Annotated in this window: 20 protein-coding genes; 4 read left to right on the forward strand and 16 right to left on the reverse strand. The window is 73.9% G+C overall.

Annotated features, from left to right (window positions below):
• Window positions 1-40: 40 nt before the first annotated feature.
• The 12 genes from ET471_RS16760 to hrcA form a co-directional block, all read right to left on the reverse strand.
• The gene (locus ET471_RS16760; protein WP_129190194.1) at window positions 41-355 is read right to left on the reverse strand and encodes a helix-turn-helix domain-containing protein; all 315 of its coding nucleotides are present in this window, start codon (window positions 353-355) and stop codon (window positions 41-43) included.
• A 105-nt stretch (window positions 356-460) separates the two neighbouring features.
• A complete protein-coding gene (gene leuA, locus ET471_RS16765) occupies window positions 461-2,233 on the reverse strand; it encodes a 2-isopropylmalate synthase (RefSeq protein WP_129190196.1) in 1,773 nt (590 codons plus the stop codon).
• 176 nt (window positions 2,234-2,409) lie between these two features.
• Window positions 2,410-4,275, reverse strand: a complete 1,866-nt coding sequence (locus ET471_RS16770) for a DUF7937 domain-containing protein (RefSeq protein ID WP_129190198.1) — start codon at window positions 4,273-4,275, stop codon at window positions 2,410-2,412.
• 89 nt (window positions 4,276-4,364) lie between these two features.
• A complete protein-coding gene (locus tag ET471_RS16775; RefSeq protein WP_242496343.1) occupies window positions 4,365-5,927 on the reverse strand; it encodes an alpha/beta hydrolase family protein in 1,563 nt (520 codons plus the stop codon).
• A gap of 96 nt (window positions 5,928-6,023) precedes the next feature.
• Complete coding sequence (era, locus tag ET471_RS16780) at window positions 6,024-6,980, reverse strand: GTPase Era (protein ID WP_129190200.1); 957 nt, start codon at window positions 6,978-6,980, stop codon at window positions 6,024-6,026.
• Complete coding sequence (locus ET471_RS16785; RefSeq protein WP_242496344.1) at window positions 6,977-8,389, reverse strand: hemolysin family protein; 1,413 nt, start codon at window positions 8,387-8,389, stop codon at window positions 6,977-6,979. Before ET471_RS16785 ends, era begins: the two co-directional genes overlap by 4 nt.
• A complete protein-coding gene (ybeY, locus tag ET471_RS16790; RefSeq protein WP_129190202.1) occupies window positions 8,386-8,847 on the reverse strand; it encodes an rRNA maturation RNase YbeY in 462 nt (153 codons plus the stop codon). The genes ET471_RS16785 and ybeY overlap by 4 nt, the downstream gene beginning before the upstream one ends.
• The gene (locus ET471_RS16795) at window positions 8,844-9,884 is read right to left on the reverse strand and encodes a PhoH family protein (RefSeq protein ID WP_129190203.1); all 1,041 of its coding nucleotides are present in this window, start codon (window positions 9,882-9,884) and stop codon (window positions 8,844-8,846) included. The genes ybeY and ET471_RS16795 overlap by 4 nt, the downstream gene beginning before the upstream one ends.
• 47 nt (window positions 9,885-9,931) lie before the next feature.
• On the reverse strand, window positions 9,932-10,291 hold the full coding sequence (locus ET471_RS16800; protein WP_129190205.1) for a histidine triad nucleotide-binding protein: 360 nt from the start codon (window positions 10,289-10,291) through the stop codon (window positions 9,932-9,934).
• 22 nt (window positions 10,292-10,313) lie between these two features.
• Window positions 10,314-11,084 (reverse strand): 16S rRNA (uracil(1498)-N(3))-methyltransferase, encoded by a 771-nt coding sequence (locus ET471_RS16805; RefSeq protein ID WP_129190208.1) that lies wholly within the window; start codon window positions 11,082-11,084, stop codon window positions 10,314-10,316.
• Window positions 11,085-11,158: 74 nt separating this feature from the next.
• Entirely contained in the window at window positions 11,159-12,283 is a 1,125-nt protein-coding gene (gene dnaJ, locus ET471_RS16810; protein ID WP_129190210.1) for a molecular chaperone DnaJ, read from the reverse strand.
• Between the two features lie 37 nt (window positions 12,284-12,320).
• A complete protein-coding gene (hrcA, locus tag ET471_RS16815; RefSeq protein ID WP_129190212.1) occupies window positions 12,321-13,361 on the reverse strand; it encodes a heat-inducible transcriptional repressor HrcA in 1,041 nt (346 codons plus the stop codon).
• 219 nt (window positions 13,362-13,580) lie between these two features.
• On the opposite strand from hrcA, the gene ET471_RS16820 reads away from it, so the two are divergent.
• The 3 genes from ET471_RS16820 to ET471_RS16825 all read left to right on the forward strand — a co-directional run bounded on the left by ET471_RS16820 (window position 13,581) and on the right by ET471_RS16825 (window position 15,158).
• Window positions 13,581-13,811: a hypothetical protein gene (locus ET471_RS16820; RefSeq protein ID WP_129190214.1), complete on the forward strand. Its 231-nt coding sequence runs from the start codon at window positions 13,581-13,583 to the stop codon at window positions 13,809-13,811.
• Window positions 13,812-14,117: 306 nt separating this feature from the next.
• Entirely contained in the window at window positions 14,118-14,294 is a 177-nt protein-coding gene (locus ET471_RS18100) for a hypothetical protein (protein WP_165350527.1), read from the forward strand.
• Between the two features lie 21 nt (window positions 14,295-14,315).
• Window positions 14,316-15,158, forward strand: coding sequence for a DUF3097 domain-containing protein (locus ET471_RS16825; RefSeq protein WP_129190216.1), 843 nt, complete (start codon window positions 14,316-14,318; stop codon window positions 15,156-15,158).
• Between the two features lie 26 nt (window positions 15,159-15,184).
• Here ET471_RS16825 and ET471_RS16830 read toward each other — a convergent pair whose 3' ends face one another.
• Window positions 15,185-15,907 carry a DUF2189 domain-containing protein gene (locus ET471_RS16830; RefSeq protein WP_129190218.1) on the reverse strand — a complete coding sequence of 241 codons (723 nt, stop codon included), beginning with the start codon at window positions 15,905-15,907 and terminating at the stop codon, window positions 15,185-15,187.
• Window positions 15,908-16,175: 268 nt separating this feature from the next.
• On the opposite strand from ET471_RS16830, the gene ET471_RS16835 reads away from it, so the two are divergent.
• Window positions 16,176-16,658 carry a DUF4870 domain-containing protein gene (locus ET471_RS16835; protein WP_242496345.1) on the forward strand — a complete coding sequence of 161 codons (483 nt, stop codon included), beginning with the start codon at window positions 16,176-16,178 and terminating at the stop codon, window positions 16,656-16,658.
• Between the two features lie 62 nt (window positions 16,659-16,720).
• On the opposite strand, the gene ET471_RS16840 is transcribed toward ET471_RS16835, so the two are convergent.
• The 3 genes from ET471_RS16840 to lepA form a co-directional block, all read right to left on the reverse strand.
• Window positions 16,721-17,908, reverse strand: a complete 1,188-nt coding sequence (locus ET471_RS16840; protein ID WP_129190220.1) for a tyrosine-protein phosphatase — start codon at window positions 17,906-17,908, stop codon at window positions 16,721-16,723.
• 90 nt (window positions 17,909-17,998) lie between these two features.
• Entirely contained in the window at window positions 17,999-19,252 is a 1,254-nt protein-coding gene (gene hemW, locus ET471_RS16845; RefSeq protein ID WP_129190222.1) for a radical SAM family heme chaperone HemW, read from the reverse strand.
• Window positions 19,253-19,256: 4 nt separating this feature from the next.
• Window positions 19,257-21,119 carry a translation elongation factor 4 gene (gene lepA, locus ET471_RS16850; RefSeq protein WP_129190224.1) on the reverse strand — a complete coding sequence of 621 codons (1,863 nt, stop codon included), beginning with the start codon at window positions 21,117-21,119 and terminating at the stop codon, window positions 19,257-19,259.
• Between the last annotated feature and the right edge of the window lie 87 nt (window positions 21,120-21,206).

Here is a 21,206-nt window from a genome sequence, read left to right on the forward strand (position 1 = left end):
GACCTTCAGGGTCGCTCGACCGAGGGGGCGGCGGGGTTGCTCATGCGGCTAGCGCCAGCGCTTGCGGGCCTACGGGCGCGGGGACGCGGGCCGGCGCGTCGGCGCGCACGCCCGACAGCTCCGTGGCGACGCCCAGCGTCAGGTCCACGAGGGTGACGTCCAGCGCGCCGGTGATCGCGGCGATCATCTCGCTCGACGGCTCCTTGACGCCCCGCTCGATCTCGGACAGGTACTGCGGCGACACCCCGGCGCGGGCGGCGACGTCGCCGAGCGTCTGGCCGCGCCGGTGCCGCAGCCGCCGCAGGTAGTCGCCGAGCACGTGCCGCCACAGGGGTTCGCGAGGGGATCCGGCCATACGGGGACGGTACGCACGCGAGGCGCTCGCGCGCCCGCGTCTCTGCTGACAGCAGAACGCCCGCGACGCAGACGTGGTCTGGGTCGCGGGCGTCCTGCCGTCAGGTCAGGCGTGCGCCTCGCGGTTCACGGCCGAGACGATCGCCTTGAGCGACGCCGTCGTGATCGACGGGTCGATGCCGACGCCCCACAGGACGTCGTCGCCCACGAGGGCCTCGACGTACGCGGCCGCGGACGCGTCGCCGCCCTCGCTGAGGGCGTGCTCGGCGTAGTCGAGCACCTTGACGTCGACGCCCACCTTCGCGATCGCCGCGACGAACGCGGCCACGGGCCCGTTGCCCACGCCGTCGAGGGTGAGCTCCTCGCCGCGGTCGATGACGTCGACGGACATCGTCGTCGTGCCGTCCGTGGCCGAGACGGTGCGCGTCTCGATGAGCTTGAGGCGCCCCCAGGGCTCGAGGCCCGCGGCGTTGCCCTCCTCGACGGGCAGGTACTCGTCGGTGAAGATCCGCCAGATGTCGCCGCCGGTGACCTCGTGGCCCTCGGTGTCGGTGACGCGCTGCACGACGCCGGAGAACTCGATCTGCAGGCGGCGCGGCAGGTCGAGGGCGTGCTCCGTCTGGAGCAGGTACGCGATGCCGCCCTTGCCGGACTGGCTGTTGACGCGGATGACCGCCTCGTACGAGCGGCCCACGTCGCGCGGGTCGATCGGCAGGTACGGCACGCCCCACGTGATCTCGTCGACCGTCGTGCCCGCGTCCGCGGCCCGGCCGGCCATGTGCTCGAAGCCCTTCTTGATGGCGTCCTGGTGGGAGCCGGAGAAGGCGGTGAACACGAGGTCGCCCACGTAGGGGTGCCGCTCGTGCACGGGCAGCTGGTTGCAGTACTCGACGGTGCGGCGGATGCCGTCGATGTCCGAGAAGTCGATCTGCGGGTCGATGCCCTGGCTGAACAGGTTCATGCCGAGGGTCACCAGGTCGACGTTGCCGGTGCGCTCGCCGTTGCCGAACAGGCAGCCCTCGATGCGGTCGGCGCCGGCCTGGTAGCCCAGCTCGGCGGCGGCGACGGCGGTGCCGCGGTCGTTGTGCGGGTGCAGCGACAGCACGACGTTCTCGCGGTGGTCGAGGTGGCGGCTCATCCACTCGATCGAGTCGGCGTAGACGTTGGGCGTCGCCATCTCGACGGTCGCGGGCAGGTTGACGATGACGGGGCGGTCCGGCGTCGGCTCGAGAACGGCGAGCACCTCGTTGCAGATGCGGGCGGCGAACTCGAGCTCGGTGCCCGTGTACGACTCGGGCGAGTACTCGTAGTAGACGGTCGTCTCGGGGACGGTCTCCTCGAGCTTGCGGCACAGGCGCGCGCCCTGGACGGCGATGTCGATGATGCCGTCCATCCCGGAGCGGAACACGACCTCGCGCTGCAGCACCGACGTCGAGTTGTAGATGTGGACGATGGCCTGCTTCGCCCCGCGGATCGCCTCGTAGGTGCGCTCGATGAGGTGGTCGCGGCACTGGGTCAGCACCTGGATGACGACGTCGTCGGGGATGCGGCCGGACTCGATGAGCAGGCGCACGAAGTCGAAGTCGGTCTGCGACGCCGACGGGAAGCCGACCTCGATCTCCTTGTAGCCCATCTGCACGAGCAGCTCGAACATGCGCAGCTTGCGCTCGGCGTTCATCGGCTCGATGAGGGCCTGGTTGCCGTCGCGCAGGTCGACCGCGCACCAGCGGGGCGCCTTCGTGATGCGGGTGTCCGGCCACGTGCGGTCGGGGAGGTCGACGACGATCTGCTCGTGGAACGGCAGGTACTTGTGCACCGGCATCGTGGACGGCGTCTGCGGGTTGCGGGCGGCGATGCCTCGAACGGTCTCGTGGATCATGCGGGGGTTCCTTCGGCTTGAGTGTCTGGGAGCCGGCACACCAGATCAGCCGCGGCAGGGAACCGGCCTCAGAGGGCCCCGCCGCGGCACGCAAGCAGGAGGCTCACCGTGACGCGCACGAAGTCACCATAACCCGTCGCCGAGGCCTCTCCGTCCCTGCGGCCGTGATGTGGTCGTCAGCCCCGCGTGCGCAGGGCGGCGTCGACGTCCGGGTCGCCCAGCGCGCCGAGCCAGTCGAGCAGCGCCGGGTACGTGGACGGGTTGGCCGCGACGAGCGGCCGCAGGTGCGGCGACTCCTGGACGATGAGCGCCAGGTCGGCCAGCGGCGTGGCCGGGTCGAGCGCCTGCGCGGCGCTCCACGGCGAGTCCGGCACGTCGACGACGGGCGGCAGGACCTGCGTGGCGCCGACGCTCCCGAAGGGGCCGACGGCGGGCGCCGCGGTCTCGACCGCAGCGGTCTCGGGCGCTGCTGTCTCGACCGCGGCGGTCTCGGGCCTCGCGGTCTCGGGCGCGGCGGGCTCGGGCTCGGGCTCGACCGGGGCGTACCGGGGCTCGACCCCGGGCACGTCGGGACCCTGACCCAGCGGCGCCATGATCGTCGTCTCCGCCGCGGACGCCTGCGGGGCGGTCACCGCCTGGACCTCGGCCTGGACCTCGGCAGCCGCGGCGCCCGCCTCGCCCCCGGCGGCCGCACCGTACGCGGCGGCGTACGGTGCCGCCCCCGCGACGGGCCCCGCCGCGCCGAAGGCGCGCTCGGCCACACCGTAGGCGGCCTCAGCAGGCCCGGAGGGCCGCACCGGAGAGGCGTACCCGCCCTCGGAGTCGTACCCACTCTCCGGGGCGGCCACGTCGTCGTCGGGCGCCGGCTCGATGAGCGGGACGGGGCCGTGGCTGCGCAGCTCGTGCAGCGAGCGCGGCACGAGGAGCACGGACAGCACGACGGCGGGGACGCCGAACGCAAGCAGCAGGTCGACCGGGTGCACGGCCGTGGTGCCCTCGGCGCGCACGATCACGAGCACCAGCCCGAGCACGACCACGACGACGGCCGCGCCGACGGCGGTGGCGTGCCCCGAGGCGAGGTCGCGGCGCAGCGCGCGGCGGGCGAAGACGAGGACCACGGCGATCAGGACGCCGAGCACCAGGCGGAGCGTGCCGTGGAGGCCGCCGACGTCGGAGGAGATCAGGCCGACGAGGGCCAGCAGGGCCACGGACGCGCCGAGCACGATCCCGAGCTCGACCGCGTGGACCGCCACCTGCGCCCACAGGCGCGGCTGCGCGTCGGCGAGGACGGTCTGGTCCACGACGCGCGGCACGGCGGCCGCGGCGAGCACGGGGAGCAGCAGCAGGCCGAACTGGGTGCCGTGCACGCTCTCGACCCAGGGGGCCGCGCCGGCCCCGCCCACGAGGGCCGCGCCGACCGACAGCACGATGCCCACCCCGACGAGGAGCACGCCCGCGGCCTGGTCGCCCTGCCGGTCGAACCGGCCCGCGGTCAGCCACAGCACGCCGAGCACCAGCAGCGCCGTCAGCACGAGCGCGACGACGCCCCAGGCCCCGACGCCGCCGTCGATCACGGCGAGCACGGGCGCCGCGACCGCGCCGAGCCCGATGACCCAGGCGACGGAGACGACGGCCCGCCGCCACGGCAGGCCGCCGGCGAGGACGGCGCCGGCGAGCCCGAGCCCGAGCCCCGCCCCGACGCCCACCGCGCCGCCCGGCAGCACGTCGAGCAGCACGTGGACGAGCGCGACGACGGCGAGGGGCGCGAGCCCGACCCACCGCGTCCGCTGCTCGTCGGCGGCCCAGGCGCCGGGGAAGAGCTGCGCGCGGTGCGCGTACGGCAGCGCGACGGTCAGGACCGCCACGACCGTGGCCAGCACCACCTCGAGCCGGTCGCTGCCGCGCGCCGTGGCGGTCCACGGCAGCGCGAGGCCCACGAGCAGGGCCGTCATGGCGACGACGTCGCGCACCAGGTCGCGCACCGGGACCCCGGCGAACGGGAGGCGCGGGGAGCGCTCCGTGGTCGTGGCAGCGTCGGTCATGGGTGGTTCTCCCTCGCTCGGCGACGTCCGGACGTGACGTCCGGGCTCGTTTCTATCCTGCTTCACCCGCACGTGTCAGGTCACGTGGCTCAGATCCCGAGCTGGAACACGCCCCAGTAGGCCAGCCACAGCAGCAGCGACGCGGTCCCGGCGAGCGCCGCCCAGAGGGTCACCCGGGCGGGCCAGCCGGCCACGAAGACGGCCTCGGCGTCGCCCGTGCGGCGCGCGTCGCGCAGGTCGCGGGCACGCCCGATGAGCAGCGCGAGCGCCACGACCGTCGCGACGCCCAGCAGGCGCACGCCGATCCACCCGCCCTGGACGACGAGCCAGTCCTGCTCGTAGTTGAGCGCGAGGCGGGCGACGGCCATGAGGTAGGCGATGAGCGCGACGGTGGTCGCCACGCTCCCGACGCTCAGGGCGAGCAGCAGCGGCCGGACGCCGCGCGCCATCCGGGTGGTCGAGCGGGCGCCGGGGACGCCGCGCCCGGCGGCCGCGAGGCGTCGCACGAGCGACGTCGCGCCCCACACGAGCGGGCCGACGAGGAGCAGCGCGAGCCCGCCGATCACGGAGCCGATGATGATGTCGCCGTTGCCCCACCAGCGGGGGCGCGGGACGCTCGAGGCGAGGAACAGCTGCTCCGGCTGGGCGCCCGCGATGCGCGGCTCCGCCGTCGCCGTCTCCGGGAGGCCCTGGACCCACGCGGCGACGTCGCGCGACAGCTCGGGCACCACGACGTCGTCGACCCGCAGGCCGTGGTTGGCGCCGTCGTAGAACCGCACGGTCACGGGCGCGACGCCGCCGACGGCGGTGTCCGCGATGATCTGGCGGGTGCCCTGCACGATCGGCATGGACGGGTCGCCCGTGCCGTAGACCACGAGGACGGGCGACGTCTGGCGCTCGAGCCACGGCGTGACGTCGAAGTCGGCGTAGTCGAGCATGCCGGAGGGCAGCTGGATGCCCACGGTGCGCGGGATCGCGCGGAACACGCCCCCGGGCACGTTGGTGTTGCGCAGGAAGTTGTCGACGGCGAACGCCGCCTGCCGCCGCGGCTCGACGACGGGGGCAGACGCGAGCACGGTGAAGGAGATCCGCGGGTCCTCGGCCTGCATGATGGGCGCGATCCACGTGCCCTCGGACTCGGCGTAGAGGCCGACGTTGTCGGGGTCGACGCCCGGGACCTGGCGCAGCCACTCGACGGAGTGCTGGTAGTCGGCGGCCATCGACACGTAGTTGCGGTGCCAGAGCGTGTACGTGTCCAGCCGCTTGTCCGGCACCAGCGTGACGACGCCGGCGGAGGCGATCTGCTCGGCCTGCTCCGGGAAGGCGTCCTGCCACCGGCCGGTGCCGGCCCCGTGGATGAACACCATGCCGGGCAGGTCGTCGCCGGCGCCGACGGGCTCGCGCAGCAGACCGCTGACGCGGTAGCCGTCGAGCTGGATCTCGACCTCCGTCGAGGCGACCTCGAAGGTGCCCGGCGGGTGCACGCGCCCGGCGGCGACACCGGCGTCGGTGCCGCCGATGGCGGTGCTCGTCGCGGTCGGCGTGATGGTGTCGGTGAGCGGCACCGGGTCCCATGCCGGCCCGGCGAGTGCCCCGAGGATCGCCAGGCCCACCAGGATCGCCGCACTCGAGGCAACCGTTCGCAACACCACGTCAGGAGACTACCTGCGGGCCCCGACGGCAGCCCCGGACTGCACGCCGCCGTGGCGCGCCGGGATCAGAAGCCCAGCGTGCGCGGCTGCCCTGGATCAGAATCCCAGCTTGCGCAGCTGCTTGGGGTCCCGCTGCCAGTCCTTGGCGACCTTGACGTGCAGGTCGAGGTAGACGCGCGTGCCGAGCAGCCGCTCGATCCCCTGCCGGGCGCGCGTGCCGACCTCGCGCAGCCGCGACCCGCCGCGGCCGATGACGATGGCCTTCTGCGACTCGCGTTCCACGTAGAGGTTGACGCGCACGTCGAGCAGGGGCGGCCGGCCCTTCGACGCGTCGCCCGAGCCCTCGCGCTCCACGATCTCGTCGACGACGACGGCCAGCGAGTGGGGCAGCTCGTCGCGGACGCCCTCGAGGGCGGCCTCGCGCACGAGCTCGGCGACCATGATCTGCTCGGGCTCGTCGGTCAGCTCGCCGCCCGGGTAGAGCTCGGGTCCCTCGGGCAGGTGCTGGACGAGCACGTCCTCGAGCTCGTCGACCTGGTAGCCGTCCTTGGCGGACACGGGCACGATGGCGGCCCACTCGCGCTCGTGCTCGGTGGCGAGGGCGTCGACGGCGAGCAGGTGCTCCATGAGGGTCTGCCGGTCGACGAGGTCGGCCTTGGTGACCACCGCGACGACGGGCACCGCGCGGCGGCCCGTCATCAGGGGCGCGAGCTGGGCGGCGATGAACCGGTCTCCGGGGCCCACCTTCTGGTCGGCGGGCAGGCAGAACGCGATGACGTCGACCTCGCCGAGCGTCTCCTTGACGAGGTCGTTGAGCCGCTGGCCGAGCAGCGTGCGGGGCCGGTGCAGGCCGGGCGTGTCGACGAGCACGAGCTGGGCGTCGTCGCGGTGCACGATGCCGCGGATGGTGTGGCGCGTGGTCTGCGGGCGCGCGGACATGATCGCGACCTTCTCCCCCACGAGCGCGTTCGTCAGCGTGGACTTGCCCGCGTTGGGGCGGCCCACGAGACAGGCGAAGCCCGAGCGGTGCGCGGGGGTGGTGGGGGTGCTCATGGGGTCACGTCCTTGCTGTGCGGTCTACGTTCGGGGCGCTCGGGCCGGTCGATGCGTTCGGGGCCCTCGGGGATCTCGGGGCGTTCGGCGGCCACGGGCGTGGCGGCGGAGTCGGCCCCGGGCTCCGGTGCGGCGTCCGAGGGTGGGGCGGCCGGGGTGGTCAGGCTGACCAGGATGGTCGCGACCTGCTTGCGGCGGCCCTCGATGCGCTCGGCCTCGAGGTGCAGCCCGCCGACGTCGGCGGTCGAGCCGGCGAGCGGCACCTTGCCGATCGCCTTGGCGAGCAGGCCGCCGGCGGTGTCGACGTCGTCGTCGTCGAAGCGCAGGTCGAACAGGTCGCCGAGCTCGTCGACGGGCAGGCGGGCGGGCACGCGGAACACGCCGGGGCCGACCTGCTCGGGCTCCTCCTCGATGACGCGGTCGTGCTCGTCGTGCAGCTCGCCGACGAGCTCCTCGAGGATGTCCTCGACCGTGACGAGCCCGGCGACGCCGCCGTACTCGTCGATGACGAGCGCGATGTGCGTGGCCTTCTGCTGCATGTCGCGCAGCAGGTCGTCGACGGGCTTGGACTCGGGGACGAGCACGGGCGGCCGGGCGACGTCGCGCACGCGTCGCTTCGCGGCCGACGGGTCGGCGTCGAGCAGGCGGGCGACGTCCTTGAGGTAGGCGACGCCGAGCAGGTCGTCGGCCGACTCCCCCACGACGGGCACGCGCGAGAACCCCGACCGCAGGTAGAGCCGCATGACCTTGCGCAGCGGCGTGTCGGCGTCGACGGTGACCATGTCGGTGCGCGGCACCATGACCTCGCGGGTCAGCGTGCCGCCGAGCTCGAAGACGGACCGGATGAGCTCGCGCTCGTCCTCCTCGATGGCGTCGGACTCCCCGACGCGGTCGACGAGGTCGCGCAGCTCCTCCTCGGACGGGGCAGCCTGCTCGTCGCGGCCGGTGCGCGGCGCGGCCCAGCCGGTGAGCCGGCGCACGGCCAGGAGCAGGCCGGACAGCGCGAGCACGACGCGCAGCGGGCGCCGGAAGCCCGCCTGCCGCGGGCTGAGGCGGGCCATGACGAACCCGGCGAGGAGCCCGACCAGCACGAGGACGAGCAGCACCTCCCACACGTCGTGCAGCAGCCGCTCGACCAGCAGCGCGACGGCGCCGAGCGCGAGCAGCTCGGCGACCACGCGGACCACGGCCACCGCGGCGACCGTGGCGGGCGGGTCGACCACGAGGGCCTGCGCTGCGCGGGCGCGGTCGGCGCGCGTCTCGGCCTGGAGGCCCTCGCCCTGCTCGGCCTCGGCGAGCGCGTCGGCGATGGAGGCGCGCGTGACGCGCAGGACGGCGGCCTCGCCGGCCGAGAGCAGCCCGGCCAGCAGCAGGCCGAGGACGGCGACGAGGACGAGGACGCCCGTCATCGGGACGCGAGGAACGTGAGCAGGAGGCGGCGCTGGAGGCCGAACATCTCCTTCTCCTCCTCCGGCTCCGCGTGGTCGTAGCCGAGCAGGTGCAGGATGCCGTGCGTCGTCAGCAGCAGCATCTCCTCGACCGCCGAGTGCCCCGCGGCGACGGCCTGCTTGGCGGCGACCTCCGGGCACAGCACGATGTCGCCGAGCGTGCCGGGCGGGGTGAGGTCGCCCTCGCGCCCGGGGCGCAGCTCGTCCATCGGGAAGGACAGCACGTCGGTGGGGCCGGGCTCGTCCATCCACTTGACGTGCAGGTCGGTCATCACGGCCGTGTCGACGAAGAGGATCGACAGCTCCGCCTGCGGGTGCACGTGCATGGCGTCGAGCACGTAGCGGGCGAGCTCGGCGAACTCCGCCTCGTCGAGCCCGTCGACGTCGAACCCGGACTCGTTGGCGACCTCGATACTCATCGGCGGGGGCTCCTCGGGGGCTTCGACGTCGTCATGTCCCAGCGAGCGTAGGCGTCGATGATGTCGCTCACCAGGCGGTGGCGCACGACGTCGGACGAGGTCAGGCGGCAGAACTCGACGTCGTCGACGCCCGTGAGCACGTCCTCGACCACGCGCAGGCCGGAGGCGACCCCGCCAGGCAGGTCGATCTGGGTGGCGTCGCCCGTGATGACCATCTTGGAGCCGAAGCCCAGGCGGGTCAGGAACATCTTCATCTGCTCGACGGTGGTGTTCTGCGCCTCGTCGAGCACGACGAACGCGTCGTTGAGGGACCGCCCGCGCAGGAACGCCAGGGGCGCGACCTCGATGGTGCCGGCCTCGATGAGCTTGGGGATCGAGTCGGGGTCGACCATGTCGTGCAGCGCGTCGTACAGCGGACGCAGGTACGGGTCGATCTTCTCGCTCAGGGTTCCAGGCAGGAACCCGAGCCGCTCGCCGGCCTCGACCGCGGGGCGCGACAGGATGATGCGGTTGACCTGGTGCGACTGGAGCGCCTGCACGGCCTTGGCCATCGCGAGGTACGTCTTGCCCGTGCCGGCCGGGCCGATGCCGAACGTGATCGTGTTCGCGTCGATGGCGTCGACGTAGTGCTTCTGCCCCACCGTCTTGGGCCGGATGGTGCGGCCGCGGCTCGACAGGATGCTGAAGGTCAGCACCTCGGCCGGGCGCTGCGCGGGCAGCTCGGAGGCGAGCATCTTGACCGACCGGCGCACGACGTCAGGCGTGAGCTGCGTGCCGCCCTCGACCACCTCGACGAGCTCGTCCAGGAGGCGGGAGACGATCGCGACGTCGCCGGCGGGGCCGGTCACGGAGATCTCGTTGCCGCGGGCGTGGACGTCCACCTTCGGGAACCCGCTCTCGACGGCGCGCAGCACGGAGTCCTGGGACCCCAGCAGGGCGACCATGGGGACGTGCGGGGGCACGACGATGCGGTGCTCGGAGGGATGCACCGCGGGCGGCTCGGTGCGCTGGGTCGCGCTGGGTTGGGTGGCAGACATGTGGCAGCCAGTCTACCGGCGCACCGCGCCGGGGCAGCCGGGATCTCTCACGCGGGCGTCCACCCCAGCCTCGCCCCGGAGATCACGTGGCCGTGCACGTGGAAGACGCTCTGCCCCGCGTGCGGCCCGTTGTTGAAGATGAGCCGGAACTGCCCGTCGGAGAGCTCGCCCGCGACCTCGTCCGCGAGCGCGACGACCTCGGCGAGCAGCGCGGGGTCGGACGCGGCGAGCACGGCGACGTCGCCGTAGTGCTCCTTGGGCACGACGAGCACGTGCACGGGCGCCTGGGGGGCGATGTCGCGGAAGGCGATGACACGCTCGGATGAGGCGACGACGTCGGCCGGGACGTGCCCGGCGACGATCTTGCAGAACAGGCAGTCGGCGTCGGCGGACGAGGTGCTGGTCATGCGGGCAGGGTACGCCAGGGGACTACGACCAGCGGCCCAGACGCTCGCTGAGCAGCGCGATCGCCACCGGCCCGGCCGTGGAGGTGCGCAGCACGTGCGGGCCCAGGAGCACGGCGAGCGCCCCGGCGTCGGTGAGGGTGCGCAGCTCGGCCTCGCCGATGCCGCCCTCGGGGCCGACGACCACGAGCAGCTGCCGGGGGTCGGCGGCGTCGGGCGCGGGCAGAGTCGCGGCGGCGATCGGTGTCGTCGCCTCCTCGTGCAGGACGAGCGCGGCACCGCCCGCGGCGACGACGTCGCGCACGCGGGCGGCGAGCTGCGCCGTCGTGACGGCGTCGCCGACGGGCGGCACCCAGGCGCGGCGGGCCTGCTTGACGGCCGCCCGCACCGTGGCGACCCAGCGGGCGCGCGAGCGCGCGGCGCGGTCGCCGCGCCACACGACGACCGACCGCTCGGCCTGCCAGGGCAGGACGGCGTCGGCCCCGGTCTCGACGGCGGCCTCGACGGCCATCTCGTCGCGGTCGCCCTTGGCGAGCGCCTGGACGAGCGTGACAACGACGTCGGGCGCGGGCTCCTTGACGACGTCCTCGACCGTGAGCCGCACCTGCGAGCCCTCGGTCGCCGCGACGACGCACACGAGGCGGTCCCCGACGCCGTCGACGACGTCGACGCGCTCGCCGACGCGCTTGCGCTGCACGACGGCGGCGTGGCGGCCCTCGGCGCCGTCGAGCACGTAGGTGCTGCCGGGCGTGTGCGCGGCAAGCGAGGTGTCCGCCAGGAAGACCGGGGCGCTCATGCGCGTACTCGCTTCGCTCCGTGCGCGCACGAGGCACGAGGCGCCCTGTGCTCGATGACTCGCTCGCTCATGCCCTAGCGCCCGCTGAGCTTGTCGCGCAGGCGGGAGAAGACGCCCGGGTTGGCGGCGGCGAGGCGCGGCTCGGGGCGCTCCTCGCCGCGCAGCGCGGCGAGGCGGCGCAGCAGCTCGGCCTGCTCGTCGTCGTCGGGCTTGGGGACGGTGACGTCGATGTGCACGTGCAGGTCGCCGCGACCGCCCGTGTGCAGGTGGCCGACGCCGAGGCCCTTGAGCGTGACGATCTGGCCCGGCTGGGTGCCCGGGCGCAGGTCGATCTCCTGGGCGCCGTCGAGCGTGTCGAGCGGCAGCACGGTGCCGAGCGCGGCGGCCGTCATGGGCACGGGCAGCGTGGCATGCAGGTCGTCGCCGCGGCGCACGAACACCTCGTGCGGCTTCTCGCGGATCTCCACGTACAGGTCGCCGGCGGGGCCGCCGCCGGGTCCGACCTCGCCCTGCGCGGTGAGCTTGATGCGCGTGCCCGTGTCGACGCCCGCGGGGACGTTGACGGTCAGCGTGCGGCGCGAGCGGACGCGGCCCTCGCCGGCGCAGTCGGGGCACGGCTCGGGGATGACGGTGCCGTGGCCGTTGCACGCGGTGCAGGGCGCGGTGGTCATGACCTGGCCGAGGAACGAGCGCGCGACACGCTGCACGTGGCCGCGGCCCGCGCAGACCTCGCACGTGCGCAGCGTGGTGCCCTGCCGGGCGCCGTTGCCGCCGCACGTGGAGCACGCGACGGCCGTGTCGACCTGCAGCTCGCGCTTGGCGCCGAACGTGGCCCCGGCGAGGTCGACGTCCATGCGCACCAGGGCGTCCTGGCCGCGGCGGGCGCGCGGGATGGGGCCCTGGGCGCCCTGCGCGCCGCCGAAGAACGTCTCGAAGATGTCCTGGAAGCCGAAGCCCGCGCCGAACCCGCCGCCGGCGCCGCCGCCCGGGGCGGTCGGGTCGACGCCCAGGTCGTACTGCTGGCGCTTCTCGGGGTTGCTCAGCACCTCGTAGGCGCGCGCGACGTCCTTGAACCGCTCCTCGCCGGCCTCCCCCGCGACGTCGGGGTGCAGCTCGCGGGCAAGCCTGCGGTAGGCCTTCTTGATCTGCTCGGGCGTGGCGTCGCGCTCGACGCCGAGGATGTCGTAGTAGTCGGCCACAGCTCTTCTCAGGTTCGTGGGTTCTTCGGATGATGAGTCAGGACGGCAGGACGCGCGACAGGTAGCGTGCCACGGCACGCACCGCCGCGATCGTCCCGGGATAGTCCATGCGGGTCGGCCCGATCGAGCCGAGGAACGCGACGGCGTCGCCGTCGTCGGACGACGTGCCGTAGCCCGACGTGACGACGGAGGCCTCGACGAGGCCCTCGAGGCCCACCTCGTGCCCGATGCGCACGGTGACGGGTCCGACGCCGGGTTCCAGCGCCATCTCGGTGAGCAGGCCGAGGAGGACGACCTGCTCCTCGAGCGCCTCGAGCACGGGCTGGAGGCCCTGCTCGAACCGCATGGTGGCGCGGGCGAGGTTCGCGGTGCCGGCGAGCACGATGCGCTCCTCGTTCTGCTCGTCCAGCGTGTCGACGACCGTGGCCGCCACGCGCCGCGCCAGCGGTCCCAGCGCGGGCGCCACCTGCGTGGCGACCTGCGCGAACGACTCCGGCAGGTCGACGAGGCGCTTGCCGGCGGCGGCCGCGTTGAGGCGCGTGCGGAGCTCGGCGAGCACGCCGTCGTCGATGTCGGCGTCGGCGGGGACCTCGAGGAAGCGCTGCTCGACGCGGCCCGTGTCGGTGATGACGACGACGAGGAGGCGGTCGGCCCCGACGGGGACGAGCTCGAGGTGCCGCAGGCCGGAGCGGCGCAGCGACGGGTACTGGACGACGGCCACCTGGCCCGTGAGCTGGGCGATGAGGCGCCCGGCGCGGCCCATGACGTCGTCGAGGTCGACGCCCTGCGACAGGAACGTCTCGATCGCGCGCTTCTGCGGGCTGGACAGGGGCCGCACCTCGGCGAGGCGGTCGACGAACAGGCGGTAGCCCTTGTCCGTGGGGATGCGGCCGGCGGAGGTGTGCGGCTGGGCGATGAGCCCGGCGTCCTCGAGCGCGGCCATGTCGTTGCGGATCGTCGCGGGCGAGACGCCGAGGCGGTGCCGCTCGGTGAGCACGCGCGAGCCGACGGGCTCCTGCGTGGCGACGTAGTCCTCGACGATGGCGCGCAGCACCTCGAGCCGACGGTCCTCGCTCACGGGTCCCTCCCCTCGATCGCTGTTGCTGGCACTCTCCCCGTGCGAGTGCCATCCTACGCGGCCCGGTCGTGCCGCTGAGGCGCCCCGCACGTATCACTGAGGCGGTCCGCGGCTCGTCCTAGGTGTCCCCGCTGCGGAAGATAAGGAACCTGCCCGATCCGCGCACGGCACCTCAGGGACGACGCTGCAGGTATGTCATACGCAGATCGGAACACCGCCATGGAACCCCTCACGTTCTACGAGCTCCACCGCGCCGAGGAGGCGCGGCGCGAGCGCCGCCTGGCCCAGGACCTCATGGTCCGCGAGCTGCGCGCCGAGCGCCGCCGGCTCGCCGCGGAGCGGCGCGAGACCGCCGCCCTCGTCCGGACGACGAGCCTGCGACGCCGTGCCCGGACGCTGGTCCGCAGGCTCACCCACCGCGCGCCCTCGACGCCCGTCCGCATGGCCTGACCGCCCGTCCGCATGGCCTGAGCGCCCGTCCGCATGGCCTGACCGCCCGTCCGCATGGCCTGGCACAGGCCGTGCGGGCGGTCGCGCCGGCGGGTTCGCGAACGCTGAACCCACCCTTCACGAGATGGCACGAAAACCTTGCGTGACCTGGGCGAACATCACACGCCAGAGGCGGGCGCGGGGCCCCCTCGGCTGGCAGGATGGGCGGTGCCGGCGCAGGGTCGCCGGCCCGGCGACGACGCCACCGTGACGCGCCGGAACCACAGGCGGGCCCACCATCGCCCGCCCGGGACGAAGGAGCCCCTGATGGACCCCCAGACCTACCTCATGACCTTCCGCGCCGACGAGGCACGCCGCGCCGCGGAGACCGAGCGGCGTCGCCAGATCGGCGAGCGCCGCGCGCAGGACGCCCACCGCGACGAGACCAGCCGCCCGGGCGGCCGTGCGGGCCGTCGCGGCGTGGCGCGGGGGCGCCGGCACTGACGCCGTCCTAGGTTCGCGGGCGTGCAGGATCGCTACGGCTCGGACGCCCTCGCCTCGACCACCCACCGCCGGCCCGCCGCGCGGCCCCAGCCGGCCGAGCCGGGCCTCGTGGTCGAGGAGGTCCAGACCGGCTGGGTCGGCGCGGTCGTCCGCGTCGAGAAGTCCGGCGGCATCCACCTCGTCGTGCTGGAGGACCGGCACGGGCGCACGCGCTCGTTCCCGCTCGGCCCGGGCTTCTGGGTGGACGGCGCCGCGGTGGTGCTGACCCCGCCCGTCACCTCGCGCGCTCCGCAGCCGCCCACGCGGACGGCGTCGGGCTCCGTGGCCGTGCACGGGCAGCGCGCCCGCGTCGCCCGCGGGTCGCGCATCTGGGTCGAGGGCAAGCACGACGCCGAGCTCGTCGAGAAGGTGTGGGGCGACGACCTGCGCGTCGAGGGCGTCGTCGTCGAGCTGCTCGACGGCGTCGACAACCTCGCCGCCGCCCTGCGCGACTTCGCGCCCACGGCCGACCGGCGCGTCGGCGTGCTCGTGGACCACCTGGTGCCCGGCTCGAAGGAGCGGCGCATCGCGGACGAGGCGCTGCGCGGCGCGCCGGCCGGGACCGTGCTGGTGCTCGGCCATCCGTACGTCGACGTGTGGCAGGCGGTGCGGGCGGCACGGCTGGGCCTGGCCGAGTGGCCCGTCGTCGAGCGCGGCGTCGAGTGGAAGCGCGGGATCCTGCGCTCGCTCGGCTGGCCCGCCGAGACCCAGGAGGACGTCGCCCGCGCCTGGCAGCGCATCCTGCGCTCCGTGCGCGACTACCGGGACCTCGACCCGGCCCTGCTGGGCCGGGTCGAGGAGCTCATCGACTTCGTGACCGGGTAGGCGATCGTCAGGCGATCGCCTACCCGTCAGACGATCGTGCCGCCCGTCAGGCGCCGGAAGGCGTAGGCCAGCGCGAGCACGGACAGCGGCAGCGTGACCAGCAGGCCCAGGCCGACCGGGATCGCGCCCAGGATGTTGATGCCCACGAGGGCGATCAGCAGGACGAACACCGCGCCGAAGTTCTTGCCCACGAGGCGGAAGCTGTCGCCGATCGCGCCGAACACGGGGCGCCCGTGGTCGATGACGAACGCGAGCGTGAACACCGTGAAGACCTGCCAGGCGATGCTGCCGAGCGGGATCCACCCGGCGATGCCGTCGCCCACGATGATGACGAGTCCGGCGAGCACGGCCGCGCCGAGCCTCCGGGCCGTGAAGAACTGGCCCAGCGACACGCGGGCCCCGTCGGCCTCGCGCAGCGCCGCGCCCCAGGCCATCGCCCGCGCCACGAGGGCGAGCAGGCTGGCGACCACCGCGAGGGCGATGGCGCCGCCGCTGAACCGGAAGTCGGTGACCTCGAACGACGTGGACCCGGCGTCACGCATCTCGTCGCCGAGGCGGCGCGTCCAGTCGACGAGGTCACCGGCCAGCGGCGCGAAGAGGAGGGCCGAGACGACCGCGAAGACCAGCACGAAGAGCACCCACGCCGGCCAGCTCTGCTTGTACTTGGCCCAGCCGAAGGAGAGCGCGTCGCCGACGCGCAGCTGCGGTGCCACCTGCCCGTACGGGGTGGCCGACGGCGCGGACGGCATGCCCGCGTACTGGCCGTAGGCGGGCGGACCGGGCTGGCCGTAGGCGGGCGGTCCCGGCTGGCCGTATGCCGGCGGGGTCGGCTGGCCGTACGGGGCGGCGTCGGCTGGGCCGGCTGGCCGGGCTGTCGGGGGTCGTTCGGGTCGGACGACGGGGGCGGGCCGTAGGGGTCGCTCATCCCCCCAGCGTTCCGCGTCCGGCGCCGCGCCGCTACCCCGGGGCGTGACATCGGTGCAGACAGCGGCGTCGCCGAGCCCTAGCGTGGTGCCTGTGAGCGACAGCCAGAACCAGCCACCGTACGGGCAGGACCCGAACCAGCCGCCGTACGGCCCGCCGCCGGGTCAGCCGCCCTACGGCCCGCCCGGTCAGTACCCGCCCCCGGGCGGGTACTACGTGCCGGCGCCGATGCCCGAGCACGAGGCCCGCGGCTGGGCGTCGGCCGCCCACTGGGCGCCGCTCGCCCTGACGGTGCTCAGCGCGGGCCTCCTGGCGATCCTCGCCCCGCTGGTCATCTGGCTGATGCACCGCCAGCGCAGCTGGCTGGTCGACGTCAACGCCAAGGAGGCGCTGAACTTCCAGATCACGCTGGTCATCGCGTACGTCGTCGGCGCGATCCTGACCGTCGTGCTCGTCGGCTTCCTGGTCCTGCTGGCGGCGCTGGTCTGCTCGTTCGTGTTCGGCATCCAGGGGGCGATGGCGGCGTCGCGCGGCGAGGCGTACCGCTACCCGATCAGCATCCGCTTCGTGAAGTAGCACGCGACGGCCGGAGCGGCCACCCCGGTGGGGTGGCCGCTCCGGCCGTCCGGCGTGACAGGTCAGCTCGCCGGCACCGGCGCGGGCGACAGCAGACGCTGGCGCAGCTGCTGGATCGTGCCGTGGCTAAGACCGAGGCCCTTGGTCAGGTACGCCTCCATGGACCCGTACTCCTGCGCCACGCGGTCGAGGCCCGCCTGGAGGTACGAGGAGTCCACCGCCATGAACGGCGCATAGACCTCGCGGTAGGGCCCCATGGCGTCGAGCTGGGCCTGCACGGCGGGCGTGTTGAGGAAGTAGGTGTTGGAGAGCAGGTAGTCGTCCATCACGGTCTGCTCGTCGACGCCCAGCACCGTGAGCAGGACGGCGGTCGCCCAGCCCGTGCGGTCCTTGCCCGCGGTGCAGTGGTAGAGGCTGGCGCCCTTGTCGCGCGCCAGCGAGGTGAACAGCTCGCGGTACGCGGCCTTGGCGGAGCCGGAGTCGACGAACGCGACCTCGCCCTGGCGCATCGCCTCGGCGGCCGCCTCCGGCGTCGTGATGGCCCCGATGCCGCCGGAGACGTCGCCGCCGATGACGTCGAGCTGCCGGTAGCGCGCGCCGGCGGGGACGACGTCGGGAGCCGCCGCGACCTCGCCCGTCGTGCGCAGGTCGTAGTCGGCCGTGATGCCGAGCGTGCCCACGAACGCGGCGTCGGCGGCGGACAGCGTGAGCTGGTTGGTGCGGTAGACGACGCCGGTCTTGACCCAGCGGCCGTCCTGGGTGCGGTAGCCGCCGATGTCCCGCGCGTTGGTGGCGGTCGCCAGGCCGAGGACGCGCGACGCGGTGAGCACGGCCTTGCCCGTGTCGGGGACGACCTCGACCCACGGGCGCTGCGCCGTCGTCGACACCGTGACCGCGCCGGAGGCCCCGCGCCCGACGGCGGCGGGCTTCTTGCCGAGGTGGCGGGCGTCGGCGCCGACGTAGACCTGCACCGAGCGCAGCCCGGCGCCGGTCCACGAGACGGTCCAGGTGCCGTCGCCGGCGGCCTCGACCGCGACGGCGGTGAGACCGGCCGCGGCGGGCTTCTGTGCATGGGCCGAGGCGGCGTGGGCCGCGCCCGAGGCGGCGTGGGTCGCGCCCGAGGCGGCGTGGGCGGCGGGGTGCGCCGGGCCGGCGACGGCGGCGGGGGCCGTGAGGGACATCGCGGCGGTCAGGGCGACGCCGCAGGCCAGGACGGCCGCCGGGCGGCGGCCGTGGAGAGAGGTACGCATGGCGAACTTCTACGCAACCCACGTGAACCGGACATGAACGACCGGGGGTCCGGCGAGGGCGCGCCGCTGAACAGCCCGATCCGTGCGGTGCTAGTCCGTCAGCGCGCGGACGACGGCGTCCGCCAGCAGGCGGCCGCGCAGGGTCAGCAGGGCGCGGCGGCCCGCGCCGTCGGCGCCGAGCGCCGCGCGGCCGTCCAGGAGGCCCTGGCCCACGAGGGTCCCGACGGCGGTGCGGCCCGACGCCGTGAGCGCGTCGAGCGGCAGGCCCTCGCGCAGGCGGATCTGGAGCATGACGCGCTCGAGCTCGCCGTCCTCGTGGGTGAGCAGCTCGCGGGCCGCGGCCGGCGTCGTGCCGCCCTCGAGGAGCGCGGCGTAGCGCCGCGGGTGCTTGACGTTCCACCAGCGCACGCCCGCGTGCTCGGGGTGCGCGCCGGCCACGTAGGAGTGCGCGCCGGGGCCGATGCCCCACCAGTCGTCGCCCCGCCAGTAGGCGAGGTTGTGGCGGCACTCGAAGCCGGGACGGGACCAGTTGCTGACCTCGTACCAGCCGAGCCCCGCCGCGGTGAGCAGCTCGTCGGCGAGCTCGTACATGGTGGCCTGCTCGTCCGGGTCGGGCTCGGGCAGCTGGCCGCGGCGCACCTGGGCGCCCATCTTGGTGCCCGGCTCGACCACGAGCGCGTACGCCGAGACGTGGTCGACGCCCGTCGCGACGGCCGCCTCGAGCGAGGTCCGCCAGTCGGCGAGGCTCTCCCCCGGCGTGCCGTAGATGAGGTCGAGGCTCACGGCGAGGCCCGCCTCGCGCGCCCAGCGCACGACGTCGGGGATGCGCCGCGGGTCGTGCGTGCGGTCGAGCGTGGCCAGCACCGACGGCACGGCCGACTGCATGCCGAAGCTCACCCGCGTGAAGCCGCCGGCCCGCAGCGCCGCGAGGGACTCGGGCGTCACCGAGTCCGGGTTCGCCTCGGTGGTCACCTCGGCGTCGTCGGCCAGGCCCCAGGCGTCCCGGACGCCGCCCAGGATCCGCACCAGGTCCGACGCCGGGAGCATCGTGGGCGTGCCGCCGCCGAAGAACACCGTCGAGACGGGGCGGGCGGGCACGCCCGAGGCCGCCATGACGCGTTCGGCGAGCGCGACCTCGCTCAGGGCCGTCGTCGCGTACGCGTGCTGCGAGGCGCCGCCGCCGAGCTCCGAGGCCGTGTAGGTGTTGAAGTCGCAGTACCCGCAGCGCACCGAGCAGAACGGGACGTGCACGTAGACGCCGAAGGCGCCGGGGCGCGGCCCGGCGACCCACTCCGGCAGCGCTCCGTCGTCGGGCACCGGGACGCCCTCGGGGAGCTGCGGCACGGCGCTACTTCTCCTTCTTGCCGCCGCCGGCGTCCGAGGAGAGCGCGGCGATGAAGGCGTCCTTCGGGACCTCGACGGACCCGATGGTCTTCATGCGCTTCTTGCCCTCCTTCTGCTTCTCGAGCAGCTTGCGCTTGCGCGAGATGTCGCCGCCGTAGCACTTGGCGAGCACGTCCTTGCGCATGGCGCGGATGGTCTCTCGGGCGATGACGCGCGCGCCGACGGCCGCCTGGATCGGCACCTCGAACTGCTGGCGCGGGATGAGCTCCTTGAGCTTCTCCGTCATGCGCACGCCGTAGTCGTACGCCTTGTCCTTGTGCACGATGGCGGAGAACGCGTCGACCTTGTCGCCCTGGAGCAGGATGTCGACCTTGACGAGGTCGGCGACCTGGTCGCCCGTGGTCTCGTAGTCGAGGCTCGCGTAGCCCCGAGTCCGGGACTTGAGCTGGTCGAAGAAGTCGAACACGATCTCGGCGAGCGGCAGGGTGTAGCGCAGCTCGACGCGGTCCTCGGACAGGTAGTCCATGCCGAGCAGCGTGCCGCGGCGGTCCGTGCACAGGCCCATGACGGTGCCCACGAACTCCGACGGCGTCAGGATCGTGGCGCGCACGACGGGCTCGCGCACCTCGCGGATCTTGCCGCCCGGGAACTCGCTCGGGTTGGTCACCGTGACCGTGGTGCGGTCCTCGAGGTCCACCTCGTAGATGACGTTGGGCGCCGTCGAGATGAGGTCGAGGTTGAACTCGCGCTCCAGGCGCTCGCGCACGATCTCCAGGTGCAGCAGGCCCAGGAAGCCGACGCGGAAGCCGAAGCCGAGGGCGACCGACGTCTCGGGCTCGTAGTTGAGCGCGGCGTCGTTGAGCTTGAGCTTGTCGAGCGCGTCGCGCAGCGCCGGGTAGTCGGACCCGTCGATCGGGTACAGGCCCGAGAACACCATGGGCTTCGGGTCCTCGTAGCCGCCCAGCGCCTCGGTGGCGGGCTTGACCTGCGTCGTGACGGTGTCGCCCACCTTGGACTGGCGCACGTCCTTCACGCCCGTGATGAGGTAGCCCACCTCGCCGACGCCGATGCCCTTGGTCGGGATCGGCTCGGGCGAGATGACGCCGATCTCGAGCAGCTCGTGGGTGGCGCCCGTCGACATCATGGCGATGCGCTCGCGCGGGTTGAGGTTGCCGTCGACGACGCGCACGTAGGTGACGACGCCGCGGTAGATGTCGTAGACGGAGTCGAAGATCATCGCGCGGGCCGCGCCGTCGGCGTCGCCGACCGGGGCCGGGATCGTCCCGACGATCTTGTCGAGCAGCGCCTCGACGCCCATGCCCGTCTTGCCAGAGACCCGCAGCACGTCCTCCGGGTCGACGCCCACGAGGTTGCCGATCTCCTCCGCGTACTTCTCCGGCTGGGCCGCGGGCAGGTCGATCTTGTTGAGCACGGGGATGATCTCGAGCTCGTTCTCCATCGCCAGGTACAGGTTGGCGAGGGTCTGCGCCTCGATGCCCTGGGCGGCGTCGACCAGCAGCACGGCGCCCTCGCAGGCGGCCAGGCTTCGCGAGACCTCATAGGTGAAGTCGACGTGGCCGGGAGTGTCGATCATGTTGAGCGCGTACGGCGTCTCGCCCACCTGCCACGGCATGCGCACGGCCTGCGACTTGATCGTGATGCCGCGCTCGCGCTCGATGTCCATGCGGTCGAGGTACTGGGCGCGCATCGCGCGCGCCTCGACGACGCCCGTCAGCTGCAGCATGCGGTCGGCCAGCGTGGACTTGCCGTGGTCGATGTGCGCGATGATGCAGAAGTTGCGGATCAGCTCGGGCGCGGTGGCGTTGGGCTCGATGCGCGCGCGGAGCGCAGGTCCGGGGATGGGCAACGCGTACTCGCTTCTGGATCGACGGGTGTCGGCGGGAGGGGCCCCGACATTCTCCCATGCTGCGCGGCCCACGTGGCCGCCGCCAAC

It is taken from the genome of Xylanimonas protaetiae (assembly GCF_004135385.1).
GTDB classification, from domain to species: domain Bacteria; phylum Actinomycetota; class Actinomycetes; order Actinomycetales; family Cellulomonadaceae; genus Xylanimonas; species Xylanimonas protaetiae.

Coding starts and splice junctions, on each gene's coding strand:
- ET471_RS16760 (WP_129190194.1), bottom strand. CDS start 355: ATGGCCGGATCCCCTCGCGAACCCCTGTGGCGGCACGTGCTCGGCGAC.
- leuA (WP_129190196.1), bottom strand. CDS start 2,233: ATGATCCACGAGACCGTTCGAGGCATCGCCGCCCGCAACCCGCAGACG.
- ET471_RS16770 (WP_129190198.1), bottom strand. CDS start 4,275: ATGACCGACGCTGCCACGACCACGGAGCGCTCCCCGCGCCTCCCGTTC.
- era (WP_129190200.1), bottom strand. CDS start 6,980: ATGAGCACCCCCACCACCCCCGCGCACCGCTCGGGCTTCGCCTGTCTC.
- ET471_RS16785 (WP_242496344.1), bottom strand. CDS start 8,389: ATGACGGGCGTCCTCGTCCTCGTCGCCGTCCTCGGCCTGCTGCTGGCC.
- ybeY (WP_129190202.1), bottom strand. CDS start 8,847: ATGAGTATCGAGGTCGCCAACGAGTCCGGGTTCGACGTCGACGGGCTC.
- ET471_RS16795 (WP_129190203.1), bottom strand. CDS start 9,884: ATGTCTGCCACCCAACCCAGCGCGACCCAGCGCACCGAGCCGCCCGCG.
- ET471_RS16800 (WP_129190205.1), bottom strand. CDS start 10,291: ATGACCAGCACCTCGTCCGCCGACGCCGACTGCCTGTTCTGCAAGATC.
- ET471_RS16805 (WP_129190208.1), bottom strand. CDS start 11,084: ATGAGCGCCCCGGTCTTCCTGGCGGACACCTCGCTTGCCGCGCACACG.
- ET471_RS16820 (WP_129190214.1), top strand. CDS start 13,581: ATGGAACCCCTCACGTTCTACGAGCTCCACCGCGCCGAGGAGGCGCGG.
- ET471_RS18100 (WP_165350527.1), top strand. CDS start 14,118: ATGGACCCCCAGACCTACCTCATGACCTTCCGCGCCGACGAGGCACGC.
- ET471_RS16830 (WP_129190218.1), bottom strand. CDS start 15,907: ATGCCGTCCGCGCCGTCGGCCACCCCGTACGGGCAGGTGGCACCGCAG.
- ET471_RS16840 (WP_129190220.1), bottom strand. CDS start 17,908: ATGCGTACCTCTCTCCACGGCCGCCGCCCGGCGGCCGTCCTGGCCTGC.